This window comes from Bacillus sp. FSL K6-0042 (assembly GCF_038006685.1).
GTDB lineage: Bacteria > Bacillota > Bacilli > Bacillales > Bacillaceae_G > Bacillus_A > Bacillus_A pseudomycoides.
The window spans coordinates 2,621,837-2,642,238 of sequence record NZ_JBBOVS010000001.1; the positions used below are offsets into that span (position 1 = coordinate 2,621,837).

Annotated in this window: 21 protein-coding genes; 7 read left to right on the forward strand and 14 right to left on the reverse strand. The window is 34.2% G+C overall.

What is annotated here, in order from left to right; translation table 11 throughout:
- Window positions 1-22 precede the first annotated feature (22 nt).
- Genes MHH45_RS13425 through MHH45_RS13435 form a run of 3 tightly spaced genes read right to left on the reverse strand, consistent with a single transcriptional unit; the run spans window position 23 to window position 2,870 of the window.
- On the reverse strand, window positions 23-844 hold the full coding sequence (locus MHH45_RS13425; RefSeq protein WP_088094196.1) for a carbohydrate ABC transporter permease: 822 nt from the start codon (window positions 842-844) through the stop codon (window positions 23-25).
- The gene (locus MHH45_RS13430; protein WP_016113041.1) at window positions 841-1,773 is read right to left on the reverse strand and encodes a carbohydrate ABC transporter permease; all 933 of its coding nucleotides are present in this window, start codon (window positions 1,771-1,773) and stop codon (window positions 841-843) included. Before MHH45_RS13430 ends, MHH45_RS13425 begins: the two co-directional genes overlap by 4 nt.
- Window positions 1,773-2,870 (reverse strand): ABC transporter ATP-binding protein, encoded by a 1,098-nt coding sequence (locus tag MHH45_RS13435; RefSeq protein WP_016113040.1) that lies wholly within the window; start codon window positions 2,868-2,870, stop codon window positions 1,773-1,775. Before MHH45_RS13435 ends, MHH45_RS13430 begins: the two co-directional genes overlap by 1 nt.
- 637 nt (window positions 2,871-3,507) lie before the next feature.
- Between MHH45_RS13435 and MHH45_RS13440 the strand changes: the two genes are divergently transcribed.
- Genes MHH45_RS13440 through MHH45_RS13465 form a run of 6 tightly spaced genes read left to right on the forward strand, consistent with a single transcriptional unit; the run spans window position 3,508 to window position 9,953 of the window.
- A complete protein-coding gene (locus tag MHH45_RS13440) occupies window positions 3,508-4,497 on the forward strand; it encodes a beta-ketoacyl-ACP synthase III (RefSeq protein WP_088094197.1) in 990 nt (329 codons plus the stop codon).
- A complete protein-coding gene (locus MHH45_RS13445; RefSeq protein WP_016113038.1) occupies window positions 4,487-5,650 on the forward strand; it encodes an ATP-grasp domain-containing protein in 1,164 nt (387 codons plus the stop codon). The genes MHH45_RS13440 and MHH45_RS13445 overlap by 11 nt, the downstream gene beginning before the upstream one ends.
- Window positions 5,647-6,633: an NAD-dependent epimerase/dehydratase family protein gene (locus tag MHH45_RS13450; protein ID WP_016113037.1), complete on the forward strand. Its 987-nt coding sequence runs from the start codon at window positions 5,647-5,649 to the stop codon at window positions 6,631-6,633. Before MHH45_RS13445 ends, MHH45_RS13450 begins: the two co-directional genes overlap by 4 nt.
- On the forward strand, window positions 6,630-7,481 hold the full coding sequence (locus MHH45_RS13455; RefSeq protein ID WP_016113036.1) for an MBL fold metallo-hydrolase: 852 nt from the start codon (window positions 6,630-6,632) through the stop codon (window positions 7,479-7,481). The genes MHH45_RS13450 and MHH45_RS13455 overlap by 4 nt, the downstream gene beginning before the upstream one ends.
- Window positions 7,474-8,811, forward strand: coding sequence for a F390 synthetase-related protein (locus MHH45_RS13460; RefSeq protein WP_088094198.1), 1,338 nt, complete (start codon window positions 7,474-7,476; stop codon window positions 8,809-8,811). The genes MHH45_RS13455 and MHH45_RS13460 overlap by 8 nt, the downstream gene beginning before the upstream one ends.
- On the forward strand, window positions 8,808-9,953 hold the full coding sequence (locus MHH45_RS13465; protein WP_016113034.1) for a hypothetical protein: 1,146 nt from the start codon (window positions 8,808-8,810) through the stop codon (window positions 9,951-9,953). The genes MHH45_RS13460 and MHH45_RS13465 overlap by 4 nt, the downstream gene beginning before the upstream one ends.
- A gap of 246 nt (window positions 9,954-10,199) precedes the next feature.
- On the opposite strand, the gene MHH45_RS13470 is transcribed toward MHH45_RS13465, so the two are convergent.
- The 8 genes from MHH45_RS13470 to MHH45_RS13505 all read right to left on the reverse strand — a co-directional run bounded on the left by MHH45_RS13470 (window position 10,200) and on the right by MHH45_RS13505 (window position 16,290).
- A complete protein-coding gene (locus MHH45_RS13470; RefSeq protein ID WP_098116753.1) occupies window positions 10,200-11,030 on the reverse strand; it encodes an ankyrin repeat domain-containing protein in 831 nt (276 codons plus the stop codon).
- Entirely contained in the window at window positions 11,003-11,947 is a 945-nt protein-coding gene (locus tag MHH45_RS13475) for an alpha/beta hydrolase family protein (protein WP_016113032.1), read from the reverse strand. The genes MHH45_RS13470 and MHH45_RS13475 overlap by 28 nt, the downstream gene beginning before the upstream one ends.
- Window positions 11,948-12,115: 168 nt before the next feature.
- Window positions 12,116-12,811 carry an ABC transporter ATP-binding protein gene (locus MHH45_RS13480; RefSeq protein WP_016113031.1) on the reverse strand — a complete coding sequence of 232 codons (696 nt, stop codon included), beginning with the start codon at window positions 12,809-12,811 and terminating at the stop codon, window positions 12,116-12,118.
- Window positions 12,808-13,620 carry an ABC transporter permease gene (locus tag MHH45_RS13485; RefSeq protein ID WP_016113030.1) on the reverse strand — a complete coding sequence of 271 codons (813 nt, stop codon included), beginning with the start codon at window positions 13,618-13,620 and terminating at the stop codon, window positions 12,808-12,810. The genes MHH45_RS13480 and MHH45_RS13485 overlap by 4 nt, the downstream gene beginning before the upstream one ends.
- A gap of 95 nt (window positions 13,621-13,715) precedes the next feature.
- Window positions 13,716-14,234: a nitrous oxide reductase accessory protein NosL gene (locus tag MHH45_RS13490; protein WP_003195015.1), complete on the reverse strand. Its 519-nt coding sequence runs from the start codon at window positions 14,232-14,234 to the stop codon at window positions 13,716-13,718.
- Complete coding sequence (locus MHH45_RS13495) at window positions 14,234-15,508, reverse strand: right-handed parallel beta-helix repeat-containing protein (protein ID WP_016113029.1); 1,275 nt, start codon at window positions 15,506-15,508, stop codon at window positions 14,234-14,236. Before MHH45_RS13495 ends, MHH45_RS13490 begins: the two co-directional genes overlap by 1 nt.
- Window positions 15,509-15,674: 166 nt before the next feature.
- Window positions 15,675-15,929: a hypothetical protein gene (locus MHH45_RS13500; protein ID WP_016113028.1), complete on the reverse strand. Its 255-nt coding sequence runs from the start codon at window positions 15,927-15,929 to the stop codon at window positions 15,675-15,677.
- A gap of 157 nt (window positions 15,930-16,086) precedes the next feature.
- Window positions 16,087-16,290: a DUF4274 domain-containing protein gene (locus MHH45_RS13505; protein ID WP_033670995.1), complete on the reverse strand. Its 204-nt coding sequence runs from the start codon at window positions 16,288-16,290 to the stop codon at window positions 16,087-16,089.
- A 367-nt stretch (window positions 16,291-16,657) separates the two neighbouring features.
- Here MHH45_RS13505 and MHH45_RS13510 point away from each other — a divergent pair, with 367 nt between their 5' ends.
- Window positions 16,658-17,452: an EcsC family protein gene (locus MHH45_RS13510; RefSeq protein WP_016113027.1), complete on the forward strand. Its 795-nt coding sequence runs from the start codon at window positions 16,658-16,660 to the stop codon at window positions 17,450-17,452.
- Window positions 17,453-17,792: 340 nt separating this feature from the next.
- Here MHH45_RS13510 and MHH45_RS13515 read toward each other — a convergent pair whose 3' ends face one another.
- From MHH45_RS13515 to MHH45_RS13525, 3 genes are all read right to left on the reverse strand, one after another.
- Window positions 17,793-18,104 carry a heavy metal-binding domain-containing protein gene (locus MHH45_RS13515; RefSeq protein WP_016113026.1) on the reverse strand — a complete coding sequence of 104 codons (312 nt, stop codon included), beginning with the start codon at window positions 18,102-18,104 and terminating at the stop codon, window positions 17,793-17,795.
- A gap of 425 nt (window positions 18,105-18,529) precedes the next feature.
- Window positions 18,530-19,588 (reverse strand): sensor histidine kinase, encoded by a 1,059-nt coding sequence (locus MHH45_RS13520; protein WP_016113024.1) that lies wholly within the window; start codon window positions 19,586-19,588, stop codon window positions 18,530-18,532.
- Entirely contained in the window at window positions 19,585-20,298 is a 714-nt protein-coding gene (locus MHH45_RS13525) for a response regulator transcription factor (protein ID WP_016113023.1), read from the reverse strand. Before MHH45_RS13525 ends, MHH45_RS13520 begins: the two co-directional genes overlap by 4 nt.
- Window positions 20,299-20,402: the final 104 nt, after the last annotated feature.

The window sequence follows — 20,402 nt, forward strand, 5'->3', positions numbered from 1 at the left end:
TCCCACCTTTTCATATGTATATTTATTTAATTGCCCCTTTTGTTAAACCTTGTTGCAACTGCCTCTGACCTAAAAATAATAAAATTAAAGTCGGAATCACAATAACTGTAACTCCTGCCATCACACTGCCCCAATCTGTTGCAACTTCCTGAGATTGAAGTTGTTTCACCCCAATTTGTACGGTTCTAATTTTCTCATCATTCGTAACTAGGAGGGGCCATAAATACATATTCCATGTTGTTAAAAAGCTATATACACCTAGTGTTATAAAACTTGTTTTACAATAAGGAATGACAACACGGAATAAAAACTTCACATGGCCAATCCCCTCGATAAAGGCAGCTTCTTTTAACTCATTTGGAAGCGTCATAAAATGCTGACGTAATAAAAAGATTCCAAAAGCAGTTGCAAAGAACGGAACCGTCATTCCAGTAAATGTGTTAATCCATCCAAATTGTTGTACCGTTAAAAAGTTCGGTACCATCGTTGCTTCCCATGGGATAAGCATCGTTGAAATAAACAGAAAGAAAATAAAATTTCGTCCTTTAAAATTTAAAAATACAAATGCATAAGCAGCTAAACTTGATACAACAAGCTGCCCAATCATCACTGCTGTTGAAACTATCAGACTATTGTATAAATAAGAAAACAGCGGTACTTTCTGAAAAATATGTACAAAATTATCGAATGTAAATTGTGTCGGGAACACCCTTCTCATTTGAATGTCTTCTGGCGTCATGAACCCTAGCAAAAATGCGTATAGAACTGGAAAAAAGACCATCACTGCGCTTATGGTAAGCAGTATGTATAAAAGAATATGTTGTTTCCACTTATTCGTAATCATTTATAATGCACCTTTCTCTCTGCAAACTTAAATTGAAGTAATGTGGCAAGAAAAATGAAAATAAATAATACCATTGCCTGTGCACTCGCTGTACCAAATTGATGATTCGCAAAAGCTTCTTTATAAATAGAGTACACAATTAAGTTTGTTGCATCGTTCGGTCCACCGTGCGTTAAAATATCAATCTGTCCAAAGCTTTGAAATGCACTAATTAAAGTAACTGTTATAATAAAAAATAATGTAGGAGATAGCATCGGTAATGTAACGCGCCGAAGTTTATGTAAATAGCTAGCACCATCAATAGATGCACTCTCGTATAGAGTCGTATCAATATTTTGCAAACCACCTAATATAACTAAAAATGCAAACCCGGTATTTACCCAAACTGTTGTAACTGATACAGAAAATAATGCCCAATCTGGACTTGTTAGCCATGCAATTGCAGGAAGATTCATCGAACCAAGTATATTATTGAATAAACCGACACTCGGATGGAATAAAAATAACCAGATTACTGCGCTAGCTGCTACTGAAATTCCCATTGTTGAGGAGAATAAAACTCGAAACAAGCCTATTCCTTTTATTTTTTCGTTTGCAATTAAAGCAAGAAACAGTGCAAACAAAATACTAGTTGGAACTGTATATAATACAAAGAGTAAAGTAGATTTTATACTTTTATAAAAAGTTGGATCAGACAATAAATATTGATAGTTTTCCAGTCCTACGAAAAGATTTGCCTCACCATGAACATCTGTTAAATAAAAACTATAATAGATAGTACGAAATAATGGATAAAACAAAAAAATTGTAAATAATATGATGGAAGGCGCCAAGAATAACAAGCCTGTGCGCAAATCTTTCGTACGGCCCCATAATGCCTTTTTTCTTGAAACTTCTGTTTGAACAGGTAAATTTTCTACCTCAATCATTATTTCGCCACCGCCTTCAACTCTTCTTCGGCAACGAATCGAATCCTTTCATTTGTATCGTTATGAAAGAAACATAGTTTCTGTACTGGAAATTGCAATTTAGCTTTATCACCTTTTTTCAAAATAAGTTGTCCGATTACTTTTGCACTCCATGTTTTTTCATTTACTATAAAATTTAAAATTGTTTCATTTCCTAATACTTCTACAGATTGCAGTGTAACTTCTTGGCCATCTTCAGCTAATACGATGTGTTCTGGACGAATTCCTAAGCGCACCTTTTGTTCTGAAAACTGTTGTAAATGCCCCGAAGACAACGGGATTTGTAATCCATCAACATGTAATCCCCCCATACCTTTATCTACGATTCCATTACCAATATTCATGGATGGTGAACCGATAAAGCCTGCAACAAATTCATTTGCAGGATAGTTATATATATCGAGCGGTGTGCCTACCTGTTGTATACTCCCTTTGTTTAACACCATAATGCGATCCCCCATTGTCATTGCCTCAATTTGATCATGGGTCACATAAATCATCGTAATACCTAGTCGCTGCTGGATCTCTCTAATTTCAATGCGCATTTGTGCACGCAACTTTGCATCCAAGTTAGAAAGGGGTTCATCCATTAAACAAATTGGCGCTTGACTTACAATTGCTCGCGCCAGTGCAACACGTTGTCTTTGTCCACCTGATAATTGACCTGGTTTCGACTTTGTATATTCCGTAAGCCCTACCATTTCTACTGCTTCTATCAATCGTTTTTGTCGTTCCTCTTTTGGAATTTTCCGTATTTTTAATCCAAATAAAATATTTTCTTCCACCGTCAAATGTGGATATAAAGCGTAATTTTGGAATACCATTGATAGATTTCGATTTTTCGGTTCTAAATCATTTGCAACATTTTCGTTAATAAGTAACGCCCCAGAAGTAATTTCTTCTAAACCTGCAATCATTCGCAATAATGTACTTTTCCCACACCCAGAAGGACCAACTAGAACAAAAAATTCACCTTTTTGAATCTGCACCGACACATTTTCAACTGCTATTTCCTTTGAATTCTTATAAACTTTTGACACATCTCTTAGTTCAATCATCAGTTTGCGCTCCTTTTTTGTTCTTGTAACCATACTTCACAACGGCTTATTAACCTGCTTTACCTGCAATCTCCGCCTCTTCTTACGTTTGAATGAAGCTTCCTGCAATAATAGGAAAAGCCACCTTCTCTACTAGTTATTTTATAAAGGAAGGGTTCCTGAAATATTGATTTCCCTCAGCTTTTTACGTATTTCTAATATGCATGCAGGCAAATTTAAAACACCAATCTACATAGAACAACCTTCTTCTCGCTTAACCCCTATAAACTAGAGTAAATGTAAGAAATATAAATAGATTGTTATATGTAAGCAGGTGTTCTCAAATGTTCTCTACCCTAGTTACGTTGTTACCTTTACTATATTACTTATTTATTAAGTTAGTTTTGATGATTTGTTAACAAGATGTTAATCACATGTTAATATTTTTTTGTTTTTTTTTACAATTTTCACCACATTAATTATTTATTTCTCACTATAAAGTTAGTTATTTCTTTTCTTACAGCGACACAAATTAAATAGAAATAATTTATAAAAATACTAAATTTCCCAAAAATACTTTTTTCCATATTTTTTCTATAATAATATATAATATGATAGAATTTTATAAATTTATGAAAAGATTAAGAGGCGATATGGGATGAAAAGGTATATTAAAATAAAAGGTATTGGTGTATATGTTCCAAAACGAAAAGTAGATTCTTTTGAAATAGATCGTATGTTAGGAGTCTATGAAGGCTGGACTTTAAAAAAAGCTGGAGTGAAAACGAGATACTTTGTCGATGAGGAAACTTCTTCTTATATGGGAGCTGAAGCTGCAAAAAAAGCTGTAGCAGATGCGAATTTAACATGGAAAGATATCGATTGTATCATCTGTGGAAGCGGAACAATCCAGCAGGCAATTCCTTCTACTGCATCACTTATTCAAGAACAACTTGGGCTACAGCATTCTGGTATTCCATGTTTTGATATTAACTCAACATGCTTAAGTTTCGTAACAGCACTTGATACAATTTCTTACGCAATTGAATGCGGGAGATACAAAAATGTGGTTATCATTTCTTCTGAAATTTCTTCTGTAGGATTAAATTGGGGACAAAATGAAAGTAGCATTTTATTCGGCGATGGCGCAGCGGCCGTTGTTGTAACCAAAAGTGATCACACTTCTTCCATTATAGCTTCTCATATGGAAACGTATAGCTCTGGCGCACATCTATCGGAAATTCGCGGCGGGGGAACGATGATTCATCCTAGAGAATATAGCGAAGAACGAAAAGAGGATTTTTTATTCGATATGAATGGCAGAGCTATTTTCAAATTGTCCTCTAAATATATGTTAGATTTTATCGAAAAACTACTTATGCATACAGGTTATTCGTTAAATGATATCAATTTAATTGTTCCACACCAAGCAAGTGGACCAGCTATGAAACTAATTCGTAAAAAGCTAGGTGTCGATGAGGATCGCTTTATGACTATTTTTGAAGACTATGGGAATATGATTTCTGCATCCATTCCGATCGCTCTTTTCGAAGCAATTAAACAAAAGAAAGTGCAACGCGGAGATAAAATATTATTACTAGGTACTTCTGCTGGGCTTTCTATCGGAGGCATTCTCCTTGAGTACTAAGAAAACAGTATTAATTACTGGCGCACGCGCACCAGCAGCATTGCATTTATGCAGGCTGCTTAAGAAAAACGGACATACCGTCATTATTGCAGATAGTATTCCTTATCCATTAAGCAAAGTTTCAACGAGCACTGATCATTTTTATGAAATTCCTTCTCCAAAATGGAAAACAGATGAATGTATCTCTGCACTACAATTAATTATTCAAAGTCATGATGTAGATTTACTTATTCCTACTTGTGAAGAAATATTTTATATATCCAAACATAAAGAGAAATTAAGCCGATTTTGTCATATATTTGTAGACGAATTTCAAAAACTTGCATTACTTCATAATAAGTGGGAATTTATTCAGTTCGTAACGAAATTAGGTTGGCCAGTTCCTGCAACATATAGAACAAATAACGAACAAATCATACAGGAAATGATTCAACAAACATCACCCGCCACTCCTTTTGTGTTAAAGCCTATTTTCTCTCGTTTTTCTGACAAAGTAGCGTTTATTACAAAAGAAGATATTGAAAAAGGCATCACGATGGACAAGCAAAATTATATCATTCAAGAGTTTATAAAAGGAACGCAGCATTGCTCCTACAGTATTGTACAATCTGGGAAGGTATTAGCTCACTCTGTTTACAAAACGGAATTCACGGCGGGCTTAGGTGCTACTATTGCTTTCGAGCATATTAACCATCCAAAAATTGACCAATTTGTTGAACATATCGTAAAGGAGCTAAATTTCTCTGGGCAAATCGCCTTTGATTTTATCATTCCAGAAGATGGAGACGCTATTCCGATTGAATGTAATCCACGTACCACAAGTGGATTACATTTATTCGACGAAGAAGTAGTATCCGCTTTTTTTGCTAAAAAGGTGAACAATATGCGCATTCCTAAGCACAACTCCCAATGTGCAATTCGATTAGCAATGCTTTTATACGGAATTCCTTACTTAAAAAGCAAACAAACACGTAAACGATGGTGGAAAGTCCTATGTTCCTATCCAGATATTATTTATAGTCGCTCTGATAGAAAAACATTTTTTTATCAGTTTTATAGCATGTATAAATTATGGCATGAAAGCTATAAACATGGACGGACTATTTTGGAGCAAACAACATATGACATATCATGGGACGGTGAAAATTTATGAAAACGCTAGTAACTGGAGGAACTGGTTTTCTGGGACAAAAACTTGCTTTTCGATTAGCGAGTATGGGTTATGAAGTAACAGCAACCGGGAGAAATAAGACAATCGGAAAATTATTAGAGCGAAATGGAATTGAGTTTGTCTATTGCCCTCTTGAAGACAGGCATAGTGTTCTACAAGTTTGTAAAGATAAAGACTATATCTTTCATAGCGGTGCCCTTTCTTCTCCTTGGGGCAAATATAAAGATTTTTACAATGCGAATGTATTAGGAACAAAGCATATTATTGAAGGAAGTCAAAAATCTGGTATAAAACGCCTCATCCATGTATCAACACCGAGTATTTATTTCTATTATGATGAACGACAAGATGTAGTAGAAAATGCGAAACTTCCTGATACATTTGTAAACCATTATGCGAAAACAAAGTACTTAGCTGAGCAATCTATTGATCAAGCATTCAATCATGGTTTACCTGTTATCACGATACGCCCACGTGCTTTATTTGGTCCAGGAGATAACGCCATTCTCCCGCGCCTTATTAAAGTATGTGAAAAAGGCGCTCTACCAAGAATCGGTACAGAAGATGTACTCGTCGATATTACCTATATCGATAATGTTGTAGATGCCTTACTTCTTTGTATGCATTCACCTAAACATACATTAGGTCAAAAATATAATATAACAAATGGTGAACGTGTAAATTTATATGAAGTAATTGAGAATGTGATGAAACGCCTTGGTAAAGAGGTTCAATATAAAAAGATTTCCTACAAAACCGCTTTTACAATTGCCGCTATACTAGAAGGTATTTCAAAAACCATTTTACTTGGAAAAGAACCTATTCTCACAAAATATACGGTTAGTGTACTTTCAAAAAGTCAGACTTTAAGCATTGATAAAGCTCAAAAAGAACTAGGCTATGCTCCGAATATCAGCATAGAAGAAGGAATCACAAAATTTGTAGAATGGTGGAAAACACAATGAAAATCAAATCTTTAAAGCTATACGATACAGGATATTGTACACACCCTGAAAAAGTTGCATATTCCAAGGGAAGTTGGAGACAAATTCGCTTTCCAGCTACAGTGGGGTTACTTCAACATCCAAGCTTAGGTTATATCTTGTTTGATACCGGATATGCTCGGCACTTTAAAGAAGCAACAAGAAAATTTCCTTACTCTGTATACGCTAAACTTACCCCTGTTCATTTTACAGAGGAGCAATCTATTAAACAGCAACTACTTCTTGATGGCATCCAGCCAGAAGAAATTAAATATATTATTCTTTCTCACTTTCACGGTGACCATACAGCAGGGCTACCTGACTTTCCGAAAGCAAAAATACTAACCTTCGCGAAAGCTTATGAAGATATAAAAAAGAGAAGTAAATTTGGTGCTCTATTAAAAGGTTGCTTAAAAGACACATTACCAATTGATTTAGAACAACGGCTGACATTCATTGATCAAATCCCGCCATCAAGCTTACCTCCTACATATGGAAAATTTGAAGAGGCTTATGACGTGTTTGGTGATGGTTCATTGCTCGCTGTTGATTTAACGGGACATGCAATTGGACAATTTGGTGTATTCGTCCATTTACATAGTAATAAAATTGTTTTTCTTTGTGCAGATGCAGTGTGGCTAAGTAAAACGTATGAAAACCTTGTATTTCCAAGTAAGATCGCCAATCTTTTAACTGGGGATGCAAAATCTTATCGTCTCAACATTGAAAAATTACATCATTTATCGCAAATATCACCTGAAATTGAAATTCTTCCAACTCATTGCGAACGCACATGGAATCAAATTAAAGCAGGGGTGTACTATGAATAAATTACGAATTCTCCAGCAATATTTGAAAACAAAATATCGCTTACGATTTTCAAATCGCGAACAATTGGAACAATTTCATAAACAACAAATAAAAAAACAACTTTTGTTCACTCTAGAGATGTCTCCTTTCTATCGCCAGTTATATACACCTTTTTCAAAAGAAATCGAAAAAGGGAACTTGGCTGCACTCCCTCTCATTAATAAAGAGGTAATGATGGAAAATTTTGATACATTAAATACAGTTTCTATTTCAAAGAAAGAAGCCTTTCATGTGGCATTTGAGGCTGAAAAGACCCGGAATTTTTCTCCGACTATTCGCAATATAACTGTTGGGCTATCATCAGGCACTAGTGGAAATCGCGGAGTTTTTCTCGTTTCTGAGGAAGAACAAACGATGTGGGCTGGTTCTATTATCGGTAAAGTACTTCCTTCTAGCATTCTACATAAACACACTATCGCTTTTTTCCTACGAGCGAACAGCAATTTATATGAAGCGACAAAAAATAAGCGAATCTCATTTCATTTTTTTGATTTACTAGATTCGTTTCAGCAACATATCGCTCGACTAAATGAAGTAAATCCATCTATTTTAATTGCACCTCCTTCTATGTTGCGAAAAATCGCTCATTGGCAACAAGAGGGACTTATTATGATTTGTCCCAAAAAAATTATCTCTGTAGCAGAAGTACTTGAAGATATTGATGGAGAGTTTATCAGTACAATTTTTCAACAAACAGTACACCAAATTTACCAATGTACAGAAGGCTTTCTTGCTACAACATGTAAACATGGTACATTACATATCAATGAAGACCTCGTTCATATTGAAAAAGAATACCTAGATCAGGAAAGAGGGATATTCGTTCCTATTATTACTGATTTCATGAGGAAAACACAGCCTATAATCCGCTACCGTCTCAATGACATATTAATTGAGAAAAAAACAACATGCGCCTGCGGCTCTCCCTTCTTAGCCTTAGAACGAATTGATGGTCGATGTGATGATATATTTATTGGGATAAGTGAATTGGATAAGAGTGAGATATCTATTTTTCCTGATTTCATCCGAAGAGCAATTATGTTTGCATCTAATGAAATTCAAGAATTTAAAGTGATTCAGCACAGCACAGACAAAATTGAGATTAAACTTAAAGTACCACCTGAACATTTCAAATCATGTAAATCTATCGTAATACAGGAGCTACATACACTATGGGACACTAAAAAATGTGTTGTACCACACTTTTTCTTTTCACATTATGATATTCAGTTATATGATAAAAAATTAAAAAGAATAGAAAACCTTATAAAGCATGGTGAGAATATATGATTAAGCTACATGATATTCATTCTCTACACAGCATTGACTGGACCACAAAACGAGATGGAGCATATGTAAGAGACAGCTTCCTACCACTCTTACAAAATGGCATTACAGCATTTATTGAAAATGTTAATACTCAACTTTTTCTATTAGAAATTGATGATCTTGTATTACCAGTTACTGTTAATCATGAGGAGTTTGATAATTCATATGTATGTTCTCCTTATACACATTACATATCCTATGCGCTAGAAGAGTTATGGGAATTAAAAAAACCGTGGTTAGAGAAGTTACTAACCTACCCAATTCATCTTATCGGAAGCTGGCTACGACGAACGAATATTAATAAAGTAATTATAGTAAATAATTGGATGCTATCAACAAATCTTTACCATTCTATCAATAAACAACAAATCGAACAGATTACGAATTTACTTATTGAGAAATTTCCAGAGCATACAATTTTATTCCGTTCTTTAAATAGCGAATTATACCCTACAATTACACAAGCATTGTCTACTGTAGGTTACAATAAAATTATGTCTCGTTCTATATATTTATTTAATCCAAAAGACTATAAAAAAATGAACCGAAAAGCACGAAAAGACTTATTAAATGATAAAAGTTTATTAAAGAAAAGTAATTATGAAATAATTACGAATGAGGAGTTAACAAAAGAGGATATTTTACAGATTTCCGAGTTATACAATCAACTATATATCGAGAAATATTCCGATCATAATCCAATGTTTACACCAGCTTATTTATGGAATGCACTTCAGCATCATTTATTTGAGATAAAAGTTATAAAAAAAGAGGGGATAATTGATGGTGTCATTGCTTACTTTATTAGAGATGGAGTTATGACAACTCCTATACTTGGCTATGATACAAACTCTGGTCAGCAACAAGGCTTATATCGTATTCTTTCCCTCCTTATTACAATGGATTCTATCGAAAAAAATTTAATTTGTCATTGTAGCGCTGGGGCTGGAGAGTTCAAACGAAATCGTGGTGCAAAACAGCAGATTGAATACAGCTATATATATAATGACCATTTGCCACATAAACAACAAAAAGTCTGGAGAATCTTAAGTTGGATATTAAATACATGTATAGAACCGATGGCAAAAAAACATCAGTTTTAAACACAAAAAAGAGATAAGATTTCCTCCTTATCTCTTTTTTCACAATCTATATAAATCCATTTTGATTTTTCAACATATAAGTCACGGCGACGAAAAACAAAAGATGACCGCTACTTGTTTTCTCTCTTTGTTTTTACTTGGCATGGGGCAGGAAAAGGACCTGACCGCTTCTATGCATGGCTGGATGCTCTCTCCCACCTAAAAAGAAGGGTTTTATGTCGGTTTTTCAATTTGTATTTATATATATTATTCTGTAGGTTGCTTGATAATTTCATTTGCTCCTGCTACCCTTAGCATATTTGCGATTTCTTTAAAACCTCGATTTTCCGCATGCTCTAGTGGCGTAACGCCGTTTCGATCTGCCATATTTACATCTGCCCCATGATCAATGAGTAACTGAACAATTTGTTTATGATTTTCACTGCCATTTCCAAGAACAATTGCTTCTAGTAATGCCGTCCAACCAAGATCATTCCTATAATTCACATCGATATCCGTGCGACCTACTAGCTCTTTTACAACTTCCACATGCCCTCTTTCAGCCGCTGGAATGAGTGCTGTTCCACCATGACGATTCGTTTCTCTAATATTCGTGCCTGCATCAATTGTTAGTTTTACAATATCAACATAGCCCTCTTTGCTCGCATAAAGGAATGGATTTTCTTTATTTTCATCTGGAAATTCAATGTCTGCACCTGCATCGATCAATGCTTTCACTGTCTCAACATGATTATGATATGTCGCTGCCATTACAGGTGTTTCTCCTTTATCCCCTGATACATTTATGTTAGCTCCATCTTTTATTAATTTCATAACTGTTTCTGTATCGCCTAGTGTTGCAGAAAGTAATAATTGCTTATCCATTAAATTCATATTCTTTTTCTCTTTGTTCTCTTCTTCCTCTTTATGCGTCTTCTCTTGTTTTTTTTCATTTTTCACTTGAACCGGTTTAGATTCAACCTCTTCTTGCTTCTCACAAGCTACTATCATAATGAAAAGCCCTAATAACATAAATAATAAAAAATTTTGTTTCCTCACAACTACAGCTCCTATGAAAGATAATGTTTTTTTAACCATCCCTTCATCACATGTAACAACTCTTCTTCAATAGATTTATCCATAAGCCCCTTATATTCCTTCATTAATCGAATCATTGTATGCTTATGTTCATAATTTCTTAAAATATGGTTCATGTTCGGAATGATATGCCACTCTGCTTCACCATTAACATATGAAGCAATCAGTTTAGCATGCTCGGGTGGCACTTGTATATCACTGTCTCCCGTAATTGCTAAAACAGGACATGATACTTGCTCTAAATATGTAACTACATTATATTGTAACTGTTCTCTTAGCCATTTTGCATTCACTTTCGTACCTTTTATCCATATAACAGCTTTTGTTGAATGTTGTACCTTTTTCACCAGTACTTCATTTTGCTTTCTCATACGCCGCGGGATTTTCAACATTTTAGATAAACATCCTCTGAATCCTGACGCTATTTCTAACTCGTTAGCAACTTTATCTATTTGTCTTTCTAAGAGCGATTTAGATGGTTCTGCTGCACCAGCAAGTAATATTAATCCCGCAACTGATTCTCTTACGTAGACAGCTGGTGCAAGCAAAGCTCCCTCACTATGCCCCGCGATAATAACGCGTTTCGGATCTATTTGCGGATGATCCTTTAAAAATCTAATCCATAAAGCAGCATCATCAATAAAATCTGTTACCCCTGCTTTATAGTAATTCCCCTTACTTTTATGAGTACCACGTTTATCATAACGAAGCACTGCAAATCCTAAAGAGGTAAAATAATCAGCTAATTCCTTATATAAGTTTAACTGTAAACGACCTGTATTTCCATCACGATTTTCCTTCCCAGTACCACCAATCAACATAATAACTGGATATGTTTCTGAATAATATGTAGGAATTGTTAATGTTCCTTGAAGTGTAAAAGTACTTTCAATTGTCACAAACAGTTCTTTCCCCATTTCTATTCGCCTCTCATTCTTTTTCAGGAATGATAATCGTTGCAATCGCTCTTCTTTCCTACTATATTCTATGCCTATATTATCAAAAGTAAGAACAGGTATATAATCCAAACAGCTGTTGAATCATTTTCAACAGCTGTTTGGATTATATGAAAAAAATCTATTTTATTACTTACGATGAAGCTGCAATAATTGTAATATCAAGTTTTCCGTATTTCCATCATCTCTTATTTCTTGTGTAACCTTTCCATCTTCCATAAAGAGAATCACATCTCCAATATCTGCTGCTACATCCATCATATGTGTAGAAAAAACAATGATTGTACCACTTCTCTTTATATCTTTTAATAATGTAACAAATTCATTTACCCAATATGGATCTAAACCATTTGTTGGTTCATCTAATAGTAGTAATTTAGGCTTGGCGAGCCACGCTTGTCCAAATAAAAGCCTTTGTCTCATTCCTTTTGATAGTCTGTGTAAACACTCGCTTTGCTTCTCTTCTAATCCAAGTAATGCAATTACTTCCTGAACTCTCTCTTTTCCAACCTTTCGAAAAGCTGCATAGAATGATAGAAACTCTTGTACAGTCATAGATTGTTGCGCATGAAAATCATCTGGCATATAACCAATTTCAGCTACATATCGCCTTCTATTTTTATGCAATTCTATGTCCTGTAACCTTACTGTTCCAGATGTAGGTGAAGAGATTCCTGCTAATATATTAAGGATCGTACTTTTCCCCGCTCCGTTTCCACCGCATAGTACAATACATTCTCCATCTCTACCGTATAGCGAAGTAGGAAATAATGCCGTTTTCTTTTTATACTGCTTACAAATTCCATCAATTTGCAATACCGTCATTGGTTTCTTCTCCTTTCTAGTCGCCAAACAGCTAATAATAAGAAGATTACTGTATAGATCACACTATACATAAAAAGAATGATAACTACTGTCCCACTCTGAAAAAACATCACAAGCTGATCATAGGATTGTCCAAATACTGCCCCTCCCCCTAATTGAATAACAAATATGATTCTTAGCAGTTCAGCCGGATTACAAAACACAAAAACTTTTATAAGCGACGCTATCATCGTATATGGAACAAGATTAAGAATACTAATTACTGCCGTAGGCCACATCATAATGAGTAAAAACCAAACTGCAATTGAAATTGCTAACGCTTGCCACCTTGTCAAAGAAAATGCACCAATTGTTATACCTAAAACTATAAAAAAGAATATGAGAATAATAGAAAATAAGTAAATTGCTAGTATCCAGCTACTTTTAAACATACTTCCACTTAATAATCCAATCATTACACTACTTCCAAAGCTAAGTGTAAAAAGAATAATTTGCGCTATAAATTGACCAGCAATCTTTCCTATTACATATGAGGATGTAGTTAAAGGATATGTACACAGAAGCCGCCATTGTCCATTTTCCATCTCATTTGCAATTGAAAATGATCCTGCGATTAACATAAATAAAGGGATAATGTATAAAATTAAGTTTAAAATTGTTCCCATTGTGTTCGTATATCCCGCTAAGGATGGTACATTCCGTTCCATCAAAAATAATAAAGAAAGTATTACAATCCAAAGTAATAAAAATGTATACGAAGACTTTTCTCTTACTGTTCTACGCCACTCTGAATAGCATATATTCCACATATCATCACCCTTTTTATAGAAAAAGACAACCGCCTAAGGTTGTCTTTTATCCAGCTATTTGTAGGCTATAAAGCCTCTTTCCATTTTATTTTATATTAATGGGAGTGCCCTGAGTTATTCTCTTTCCCATGTTCCTTCTTCATTTTCCCCATCATTTCTTTATTCATTTCCCATTTATGATCCGTTAACTCTTTATATGAAAAGACTTTTCCAGCATGTTTAGATACAAAGTTTTCAGCATCTTTTTTCTCTTTAAAAGAAATTACATTGTATGCCATTGGCGTTTTAATTGTTTTATCATACACATAAGTAGCTTTATCTAATGAAATCCAATCCTTTGTATGATAATCTCGAACAAATTTTTCTTGTGTTTTTTCATTTTTATGTTCGTCCATCCATTTATACATACAACCAATGTCATCAAATTTTAGCGCTTTACCATTTTCTAAAATAACTTCCGTTGCGAATTGATTATCCATTACTGCCATATTACAAACATCACACTTATCATTTTTTTCATCGACCGCGACTGGCTCTGCGCCCTTCTTTCCACACCCTACCACTGCAAATACTAGGCACATACACATAACAAATACAACATGTTTTATTTTCATCAATATTTCCTCCCTAAAAAGAATAATATACTCCCCATAAGCAACATACTTACACTAATAATCCAAGCTTCAAATTGACTTTCTGTACCTCTTTCTATCTTCGAAAACTGCATACTCATACTTGGTTTATAATCAATTAACATCGATTCATCTGGAATTTTGATTAAATTTTGTAAAACAAGCATCCCAGGCGAATGAAAAAACAACTGGTATTCAGGAATATCCTGCGTTAAAACTAAAAAAAAAGAATCAGCCTTATAAGGTAATGCACTAATACCTGTATGATTTAAATCTACTTTTAAAGCACCATCCCAATAATTACGATGAATTACATTATTCGTGCTTTTCGTAGCTTGTGATCCATTGATATTACTTAAAAAGGTATTCTCAGCTATTTCATTTTCATTTGCATTTTTTAATTGCACTCCAATAAAGTTATTTGTAACGATGTTTTTTATAATTCGATTATCTTTCGCCTTTTCAACATACATTCCCACTCTATTGTTAGTAACTTGATTCTGCATAACTTCCGTTTCTATCGAATCGTACAAAAGTAATCCTTGCGCATGAACATTTCTTCTATTATTGATAAATTGATTTCCCTTTACAGTCGTTCTTTTCGTACCCATAATCATCGCACCAGTTATATTATATTGTGATATATTATTGCTCACATTCGTACCATCAGAATACATAAGGTGAATACCATAACGAGATTGCCTAATGGAATTTCTTAATATTTGATTATTATCACTTTGCTCTAAATAAATCCCATCCCTTACATTTTTCATTCGAACATTTTCAATTTGATTCCAATGGGACTTCCATAAATCAATTCCATTACCGTTAGCTTCTCCTAGAATACTGCTATTCTGGATTTTCGTATTTTGAGTACCTTCCAACTTCATCCCAATTTGCTGTGTACGAATTTCTAAATCAGTGAAATTATGCCCGGTTCCTGCAACATATACAGCGGCTGTTCCCTCTCTTTTCTTACACTGCTCTATTTTTAGTCGTTTAACAGTAACATTTTCCCCATTCACCTTAATAACAGGTTTATTACCACAAAAACGAATCTTCGTATTTTTCTCTCCTTCCAACGTAATAGGTTTTGATATTTCAATCGTTTCATTATACATACCATTTTTTAGCTTTACAGTTCCGTACGCAGGAGTATCATCAATTTGTGATTGAATTGTTGCTTCAGCATGAATACGAAATGGGATACAAAGTAATACAAAAAATAAGAGAAAAGAAAATCGAATCATTTTCATATGTAATTCCTTTCTCTATCAAATTCTATTCACTTACTCATTTAGGAGAATACCAAAGATTTGTGTGAAATTTGTGTGAGATTTGTGAAAAAACAATGCATCTTTTGTAATAAATGGAATTTCCACTAATAAAAAAAGATGTGCAGCAATTTCTACACATCTTCTATCATTCGCAGCCAGTAATCAATAAATCATCTTCTAACTTAAGTAACAATGTATCCATATCAATTTCCTGACCAACCTCTATATTTACAGATCGTATATGACCACTAATTCCCACTGCTACTTTCTCCAGTGTTCCGTCATTTTTTCGAATCGTCATTAATTTTTCCCATTCATATACGTAAGAGGATTCATCAACGAAAATCTCTTCAACTCTTCCTTTATATGAACTATAAATCTCTTCAATCATTGCTTTCATTCAAAATCTACTCCCTACTTCACGCTTCTCTATTTTCTCATCTATTCTATCACTCCTGCAATAAACGCATTATATTTTTAAAAATTCAAAATAAAACTCATGAATAAAATGAACAAAATAACGATTATGCGTTTAATAACGTTATTTTCCTAATTATTTACCATACATACTCCCTTTCTTCATCACTACTATCTCCCTGATTCAGCCAATAATCCCCATCCACTAAATCAAACATTTCAATAGCAGTTATTTCCTGACAATTAGCATGTTGCAATACCATTTTCATCGGCTGTAAATCATCATCCCAATTAAAATGTAATACAAAAGCATGTAACAATTCCGGCGTATTTAATTGAGTCAAATAAGCATTTACTTCAGCAGGTTCTCCTTACAAATAACCTTTTTTACAGAAAATACTGATATCTACAAATAGATTAAGCTCTTTATCAGTAAAAAAGGATACCTCACAAAGATCAATTAAGCTTATTCAAATGTTAAAAGCTAAGTAAAACTAACATATTTATTGTACTCGTATATCTACTTCCTACACAAGAAATCCCAACTGAAATGCTGTATTACGTTATCTAATTCTATACTTCCTTCAAGCCGGTTCTCTTATCTCTTTTTCTTATTTACAGCATCCCATATAAATACAAACGCTAAATTTTATTTATTATAAAATACCAAGTAAAATAGAAAGACACGGTTATAAGAAAGTAGGGCGAAAAATGGAGTCAAAAGAACTTTTATTACAGGAAATCGCAATCATTGAAAAATGGGAGAAAGAACAGGAAGATCTTTGGTTCTTTGAAAAGTGGGGGAAAATCCCATTTACTATTCTTGATAAGTTAACTCCAAAGTTTATCCATAAAAAAATTAATATTTTACTAGATGAGCTCATTCAATATCTCAATTCTGGAAGTAAATATTTAATTCATCCACAAACAACAATAAAGAAATTTGAAAACGCAGCTTCTTTAGCAGATGTTCAAAAATCCCTTTTAAGTGAGATGGATACAATCGTTGATAAAATTATCGAAAATAGAAAATCTGTCGCAACTGCACAAGGGGCCACAACTGGTTTTGGTGGCATTTTCACCCTCGCAATTGATATTCCAGCTGTTTTAAGCATGTCACTAAACATTTTGCAAGAAATTGCAATTTGCTACGGTTATAATCCTGAAGATATTCAAGAGAGATTATTTATCGTAAAATGCTTACAATTTTCCTCGTCTGATATTGTAGGGAAACAAACCATTCTTCATGAATTAAAACATTTTGATGCTCGTGTCAATCACGACAATAGTATGTCCCAAATTAAATCATGGCGCGAAGTGTTTACTGTATATCGTGACAATTACGGTTGGAAGAAGCTATTTCAGATGATTCCCATTGCTGGTATGGTTTTTGGTGCTTATTTAAATCGAAAAACGATTGAGGAAATTGCTGAAGTAGGTAAGATGCTTTATAAGAAAAGAAGGGTACTAGATAGACTAGAAGGAATGAAATACATTTCTAAATAGTGTCTAAAAAGGTTGGCTGGTGCAAAGATAAAATAAAAGGGAATATACTATAATTGGAAATATTAACGGTATAAAAAACACTAAAGTAACTGAAAGAAAATAAGATATTATTTCCTTTCAGATGTTTCACCTTTCTAATTTTATAAAAAAGAAAAAGCACCTCACTCTTAACAAGGTGCTTTAGCAATTATACTTTTTATCCCGCATTAACGGGCAGTAAGACCCTTCGGAAAAAGCAAAGAAGTTAGGTGAGAGCTGAACTGCCCGTAAAAATCCGATTGGTGAGGGATGATAATCAGTGAGGGGATGAAGACCCCCCACTGATTAAAGTTTCACTTTTTTATACACGTACAGCTGTACCACTTACAGCAACCATTAACATTCCATCACGAACGACCTCGTAGTCTACATCAATACCAACAATTGCATTTGCACCTTTTTGCTTCGCAAGTTGTTTCATTTCTTCCATTGCAATATCACGTGCTTCTTTCAATTTACTTTCATATGCACCAGCACGGCCACCAACAACGTCACGAACAGAAGCAAATAGATCACGTACGATATTTGCCCCCATAATTGCTTCACCGTTTACAATATCGATATACTCAATAATTTCTTTTCCTTGAATAGTTGAAGTTGTTGTTATAATCATCACTGACACTCTCCTATAATATCTAAAAATTTACTAGTATTTCTTATACCTTTATTATCACATTGAAATAATAAATGGACTATCTAATAACCTTACATAAAGATGACAGTTTTGTAAGATTACATGGGTGAGGACTGATAATCAGTGGCAAACTCTTCATCCCCACTGATTATCAGTCCTCACCAACCAGAATTTCACAGGCAGTAATACCCCACTCTTTATTTTTAGGCAGGAGTATTACTGTCCGCGTAAATAAAGAGATACACTTAACTTTTATTAATTGTTACCGCACGTAGCTTTCAAATATGCATAGGTCGCTAAGTTTTCTAGATGAGTTAGAACATCTACTAGTAAGATTAACTTCATCATAGCTAACAAATCTTTCATTTTTCTCTCATAAATGTTACAAAAGTCTTTCAACCGTATTATTTCTTTTCTGATGCAATGGGAAGAGTAAACCAAAATTCACATCCCTGTTTCCCATCTGAACGATCTTGAACACCAATTTCTCCTTTGTGTATTTCAACTAGTGATTTCGCAATGGCGAGTCCAAGTCCAGACCCTCCAGATTGTGAACTTCTTGATGGGTCTGTTCTGAAAAAACGTTCAAATATACGTAATTGATCATCGTAAGAAATCCCTTCCCCTTCATCACGCAAGGTGAATGTAACTTGCTGTTTCTGTTTATTTCCCTCTACAATTAACTCGATTGTTCCAAATGTAGGGGAATGCCGAATCGCATTATGTAACAAATTACTAATAACCCGCACTATTTTACATGGCATAATCCAAAGTCGTGGCAATGTATCCGAAACGTGCAATTGCAAATCGATACTTTTGTCCTTCAATAAGATCGCATGGGAATCTAGTACTTCTAATAGAATGCTGTCCACATGTGTTAAACTGGGGTGAAAGGCTCCTTGTCCAAGTTCTAACTTAGAAAGCTCAAACAAATTATTAATTAATCCACTTAATCTTTGAATTTCGTTTAGGATTGTCGTTAGATACTGCATTTTCATATTAGGATCTTCAATTAAACCATCTTGTAACGCCTCTATCATCAATTGTATGCTAGCCATAGGGGTTCGTAAGTCATGGGAAATATTCGCAATTAGTTCTGTACGTGCTTTTTCTCCTTGTTCTAACTTAGTAAAGCTTTCTTCTAATTTTTTAGCCATTTGTTGAAAAGCTGTCGCTAATTCTTTAAACTCTTCTGGTTCTTTCCCGATTATATACATCGTTTCAAAGTGTCTATCACTAAATTGTTTCGTTAATGCAATTAAATTTTGAATAGATCTCATAATAGGACGTGTCATTAACCAGTAAATAATCGTTGAAAGAATCATTGCTACCATCACAATTCCTATTAATAATTTTGTTTGTTCCGGTCTAAGTAACATTCGCCTTTCACTGTACCAAATAAAAATTAACATGATACTTGTACTTAATAGATTCATCAATAACAATTGATTACGTAATTTCATGCTTGACTTCCTTCCTCTGGCTCAAAACGATAACCAATACCCCAAACTGTATGAATCCAACGGTTCTTTGTTGTATGCTTCTCCAATTTTTCACGTAGACGACTCATTAATACAGTTACTGCATTTGTGCACCCTTCATACTCAAAATTCCATATCTGTTCCAAAAGTTGAGATCGTGAAAATACTTGTTTTGGATGTTTTGCCATTAGATAAAGCACCTCAAATTCTTTCACTGTTAACTCAATTTCATGTCCACAAACAAATACACGTCTTTTCGTTGGATCAATCTTCAAATCTAGGAACTCTATCATTTCTGATACAGGTTCTTTCTCTTGTATCGTTGCTTGATTTCCTCTTCTTAATATAATTTGCACCCTTAATACTAATTCACGAGGTGAAAACGGCTTTGTCACATAATCATCCGCGCCCATTGTTAATCCTAAAATCCGATCTCTTTCTTCTCCTCTAGCGGTTAACATAATAATAGGGACATTAGAGTATTGGCGAATTTCCTCACATAATTCCCAGCCATCCTTTTTCGGCATCATCAAATCTAAAATAATTAAATCTGGTTGATATTGCTGAAATGCATTCCAACCTTCTGTTCCGTTTACAGCGGTGTATACTTCATATCCTTCTCTTTCCAAGTACCGTTTACATATTTCTCGGATATTATCTTCATCTTCTATGATTACAATTCTTTTTTTCATACATTAACTCTCCTCTGTTCCTTATAAAAACTGCGATAACAGCACACTAAATAAAGTGAAACTTTAATCAGTGGGGGATCTTACTGCCCGTTAATGCGGGATAA

What these genes read in the sequence shown, in the direction of transcription:
- MHH45_RS13425 (WP_088094196.1), bottom strand. Translation starts at nt 844, where the DNA reads ATGATTACGAATAAGTGGAAACAACATATTCTTTTATACATACTGCTT.
- MHH45_RS13430 (WP_016113041.1), bottom strand. Translation starts at nt 1,773, where the DNA reads ATGATTGAGGTAGAAAATTTACCTGTTCAAACAGAAGTTTCAAGAAAA.
- MHH45_RS13435 (WP_016113040.1), bottom strand. Translation starts at nt 2,870, where the DNA reads ATGATTGAACTAAGAGATGTGTCAAAAGTTTATAAGAATTCAAAGGAA.
- MHH45_RS13440 (WP_088094197.1), top strand. Translation starts at nt 3,508, where the DNA reads ATGAAAAGGTATATTAAAATAAAAGGTATTGGTGTATATGTTCCAAAA.
- MHH45_RS13450 (WP_016113037.1), top strand. Translation starts at nt 5,647, where the DNA reads ATGAAAACGCTAGTAACTGGAGGAACTGGTTTTCTGGGACAAAAACTT.
- MHH45_RS13455 (WP_016113036.1), top strand. Translation starts at nt 6,630, where the DNA reads ATGAAAATCAAATCTTTAAAGCTATACGATACAGGATATTGTACACAC.
- MHH45_RS13460 (WP_088094198.1), top strand. Translation starts at nt 7,474, where the DNA reads ATGAATAAATTACGAATTCTCCAGCAATATTTGAAAACAAAATATCGC.
- MHH45_RS13465 (WP_016113034.1), top strand. Translation starts at nt 8,808, where the DNA reads ATGATTAAGCTACATGATATTCATTCTCTACACAGCATTGACTGGACC.
- MHH45_RS13470 (WP_098116753.1), bottom strand. Translation starts at nt 11,030, where the DNA reads ATGGTTAAAAAAACATTATCTTTCATAGGAGCTGTAGTTGTGAGGAAA.
- MHH45_RS13475 (WP_016113032.1), bottom strand. Translation starts at nt 11,947, where the DNA reads ATGGGGAAAGAACTGTTTGTGACAATTGAAAGTACTTTTACACTTCAA.
- MHH45_RS13480 (WP_016113031.1), bottom strand. Translation starts at nt 12,811, where the DNA reads ATGACGGTATTGCAAATTGATGGAATTTGTAAGCAGTATAAAAAGAAA.
- MHH45_RS13485 (WP_016113030.1), bottom strand. Translation starts at nt 13,620, where the DNA reads ATGTGGAATATATGCTATTCAGAGTGGCGTAGAACAGTAAGAGAAAAG.
- MHH45_RS13490 (WP_003195015.1), bottom strand. Translation starts at nt 14,234, where the DNA reads ATGAAAATAAAACATGTTGTATTTGTTATGTGTATGTGCCTAGTATTT.
- MHH45_RS13495 (WP_016113029.1), bottom strand. Translation starts at nt 15,508, where the DNA reads ATGAAAATGATTCGATTTTCTTTTCTCTTATTTTTTGTATTACTTTGT.
- MHH45_RS13500 (WP_016113028.1), bottom strand. Translation starts at nt 15,929, where the DNA reads ATGAAAGCAATGATTGAAGAGATTTATAGTTCATATAAAGGAAGAGTT.
- MHH45_RS13510 (WP_016113027.1), top strand. Translation starts at nt 16,658, where the DNA reads ATGGAGTCAAAAGAACTTTTATTACAGGAAATCGCAATCATTGAAAAA.
- MHH45_RS13515 (WP_016113026.1), bottom strand. Translation starts at nt 18,104, where the DNA reads ATGATTATAACAACAACTTCAACTATTCAAGGAAAAGAAATTATTGAG.
- MHH45_RS13520 (WP_016113024.1), bottom strand. Translation starts at nt 19,588, where the DNA reads ATGAAATTACGTAATCAATTGTTATTGATGAATCTATTAAGTACAAGT.
- MHH45_RS13525 (WP_016113023.1), bottom strand. Translation starts at nt 20,298, where the DNA reads ATGAAAAAAAGAATTGTAATCATAGAAGATGAAGATAATATCCGAGAA.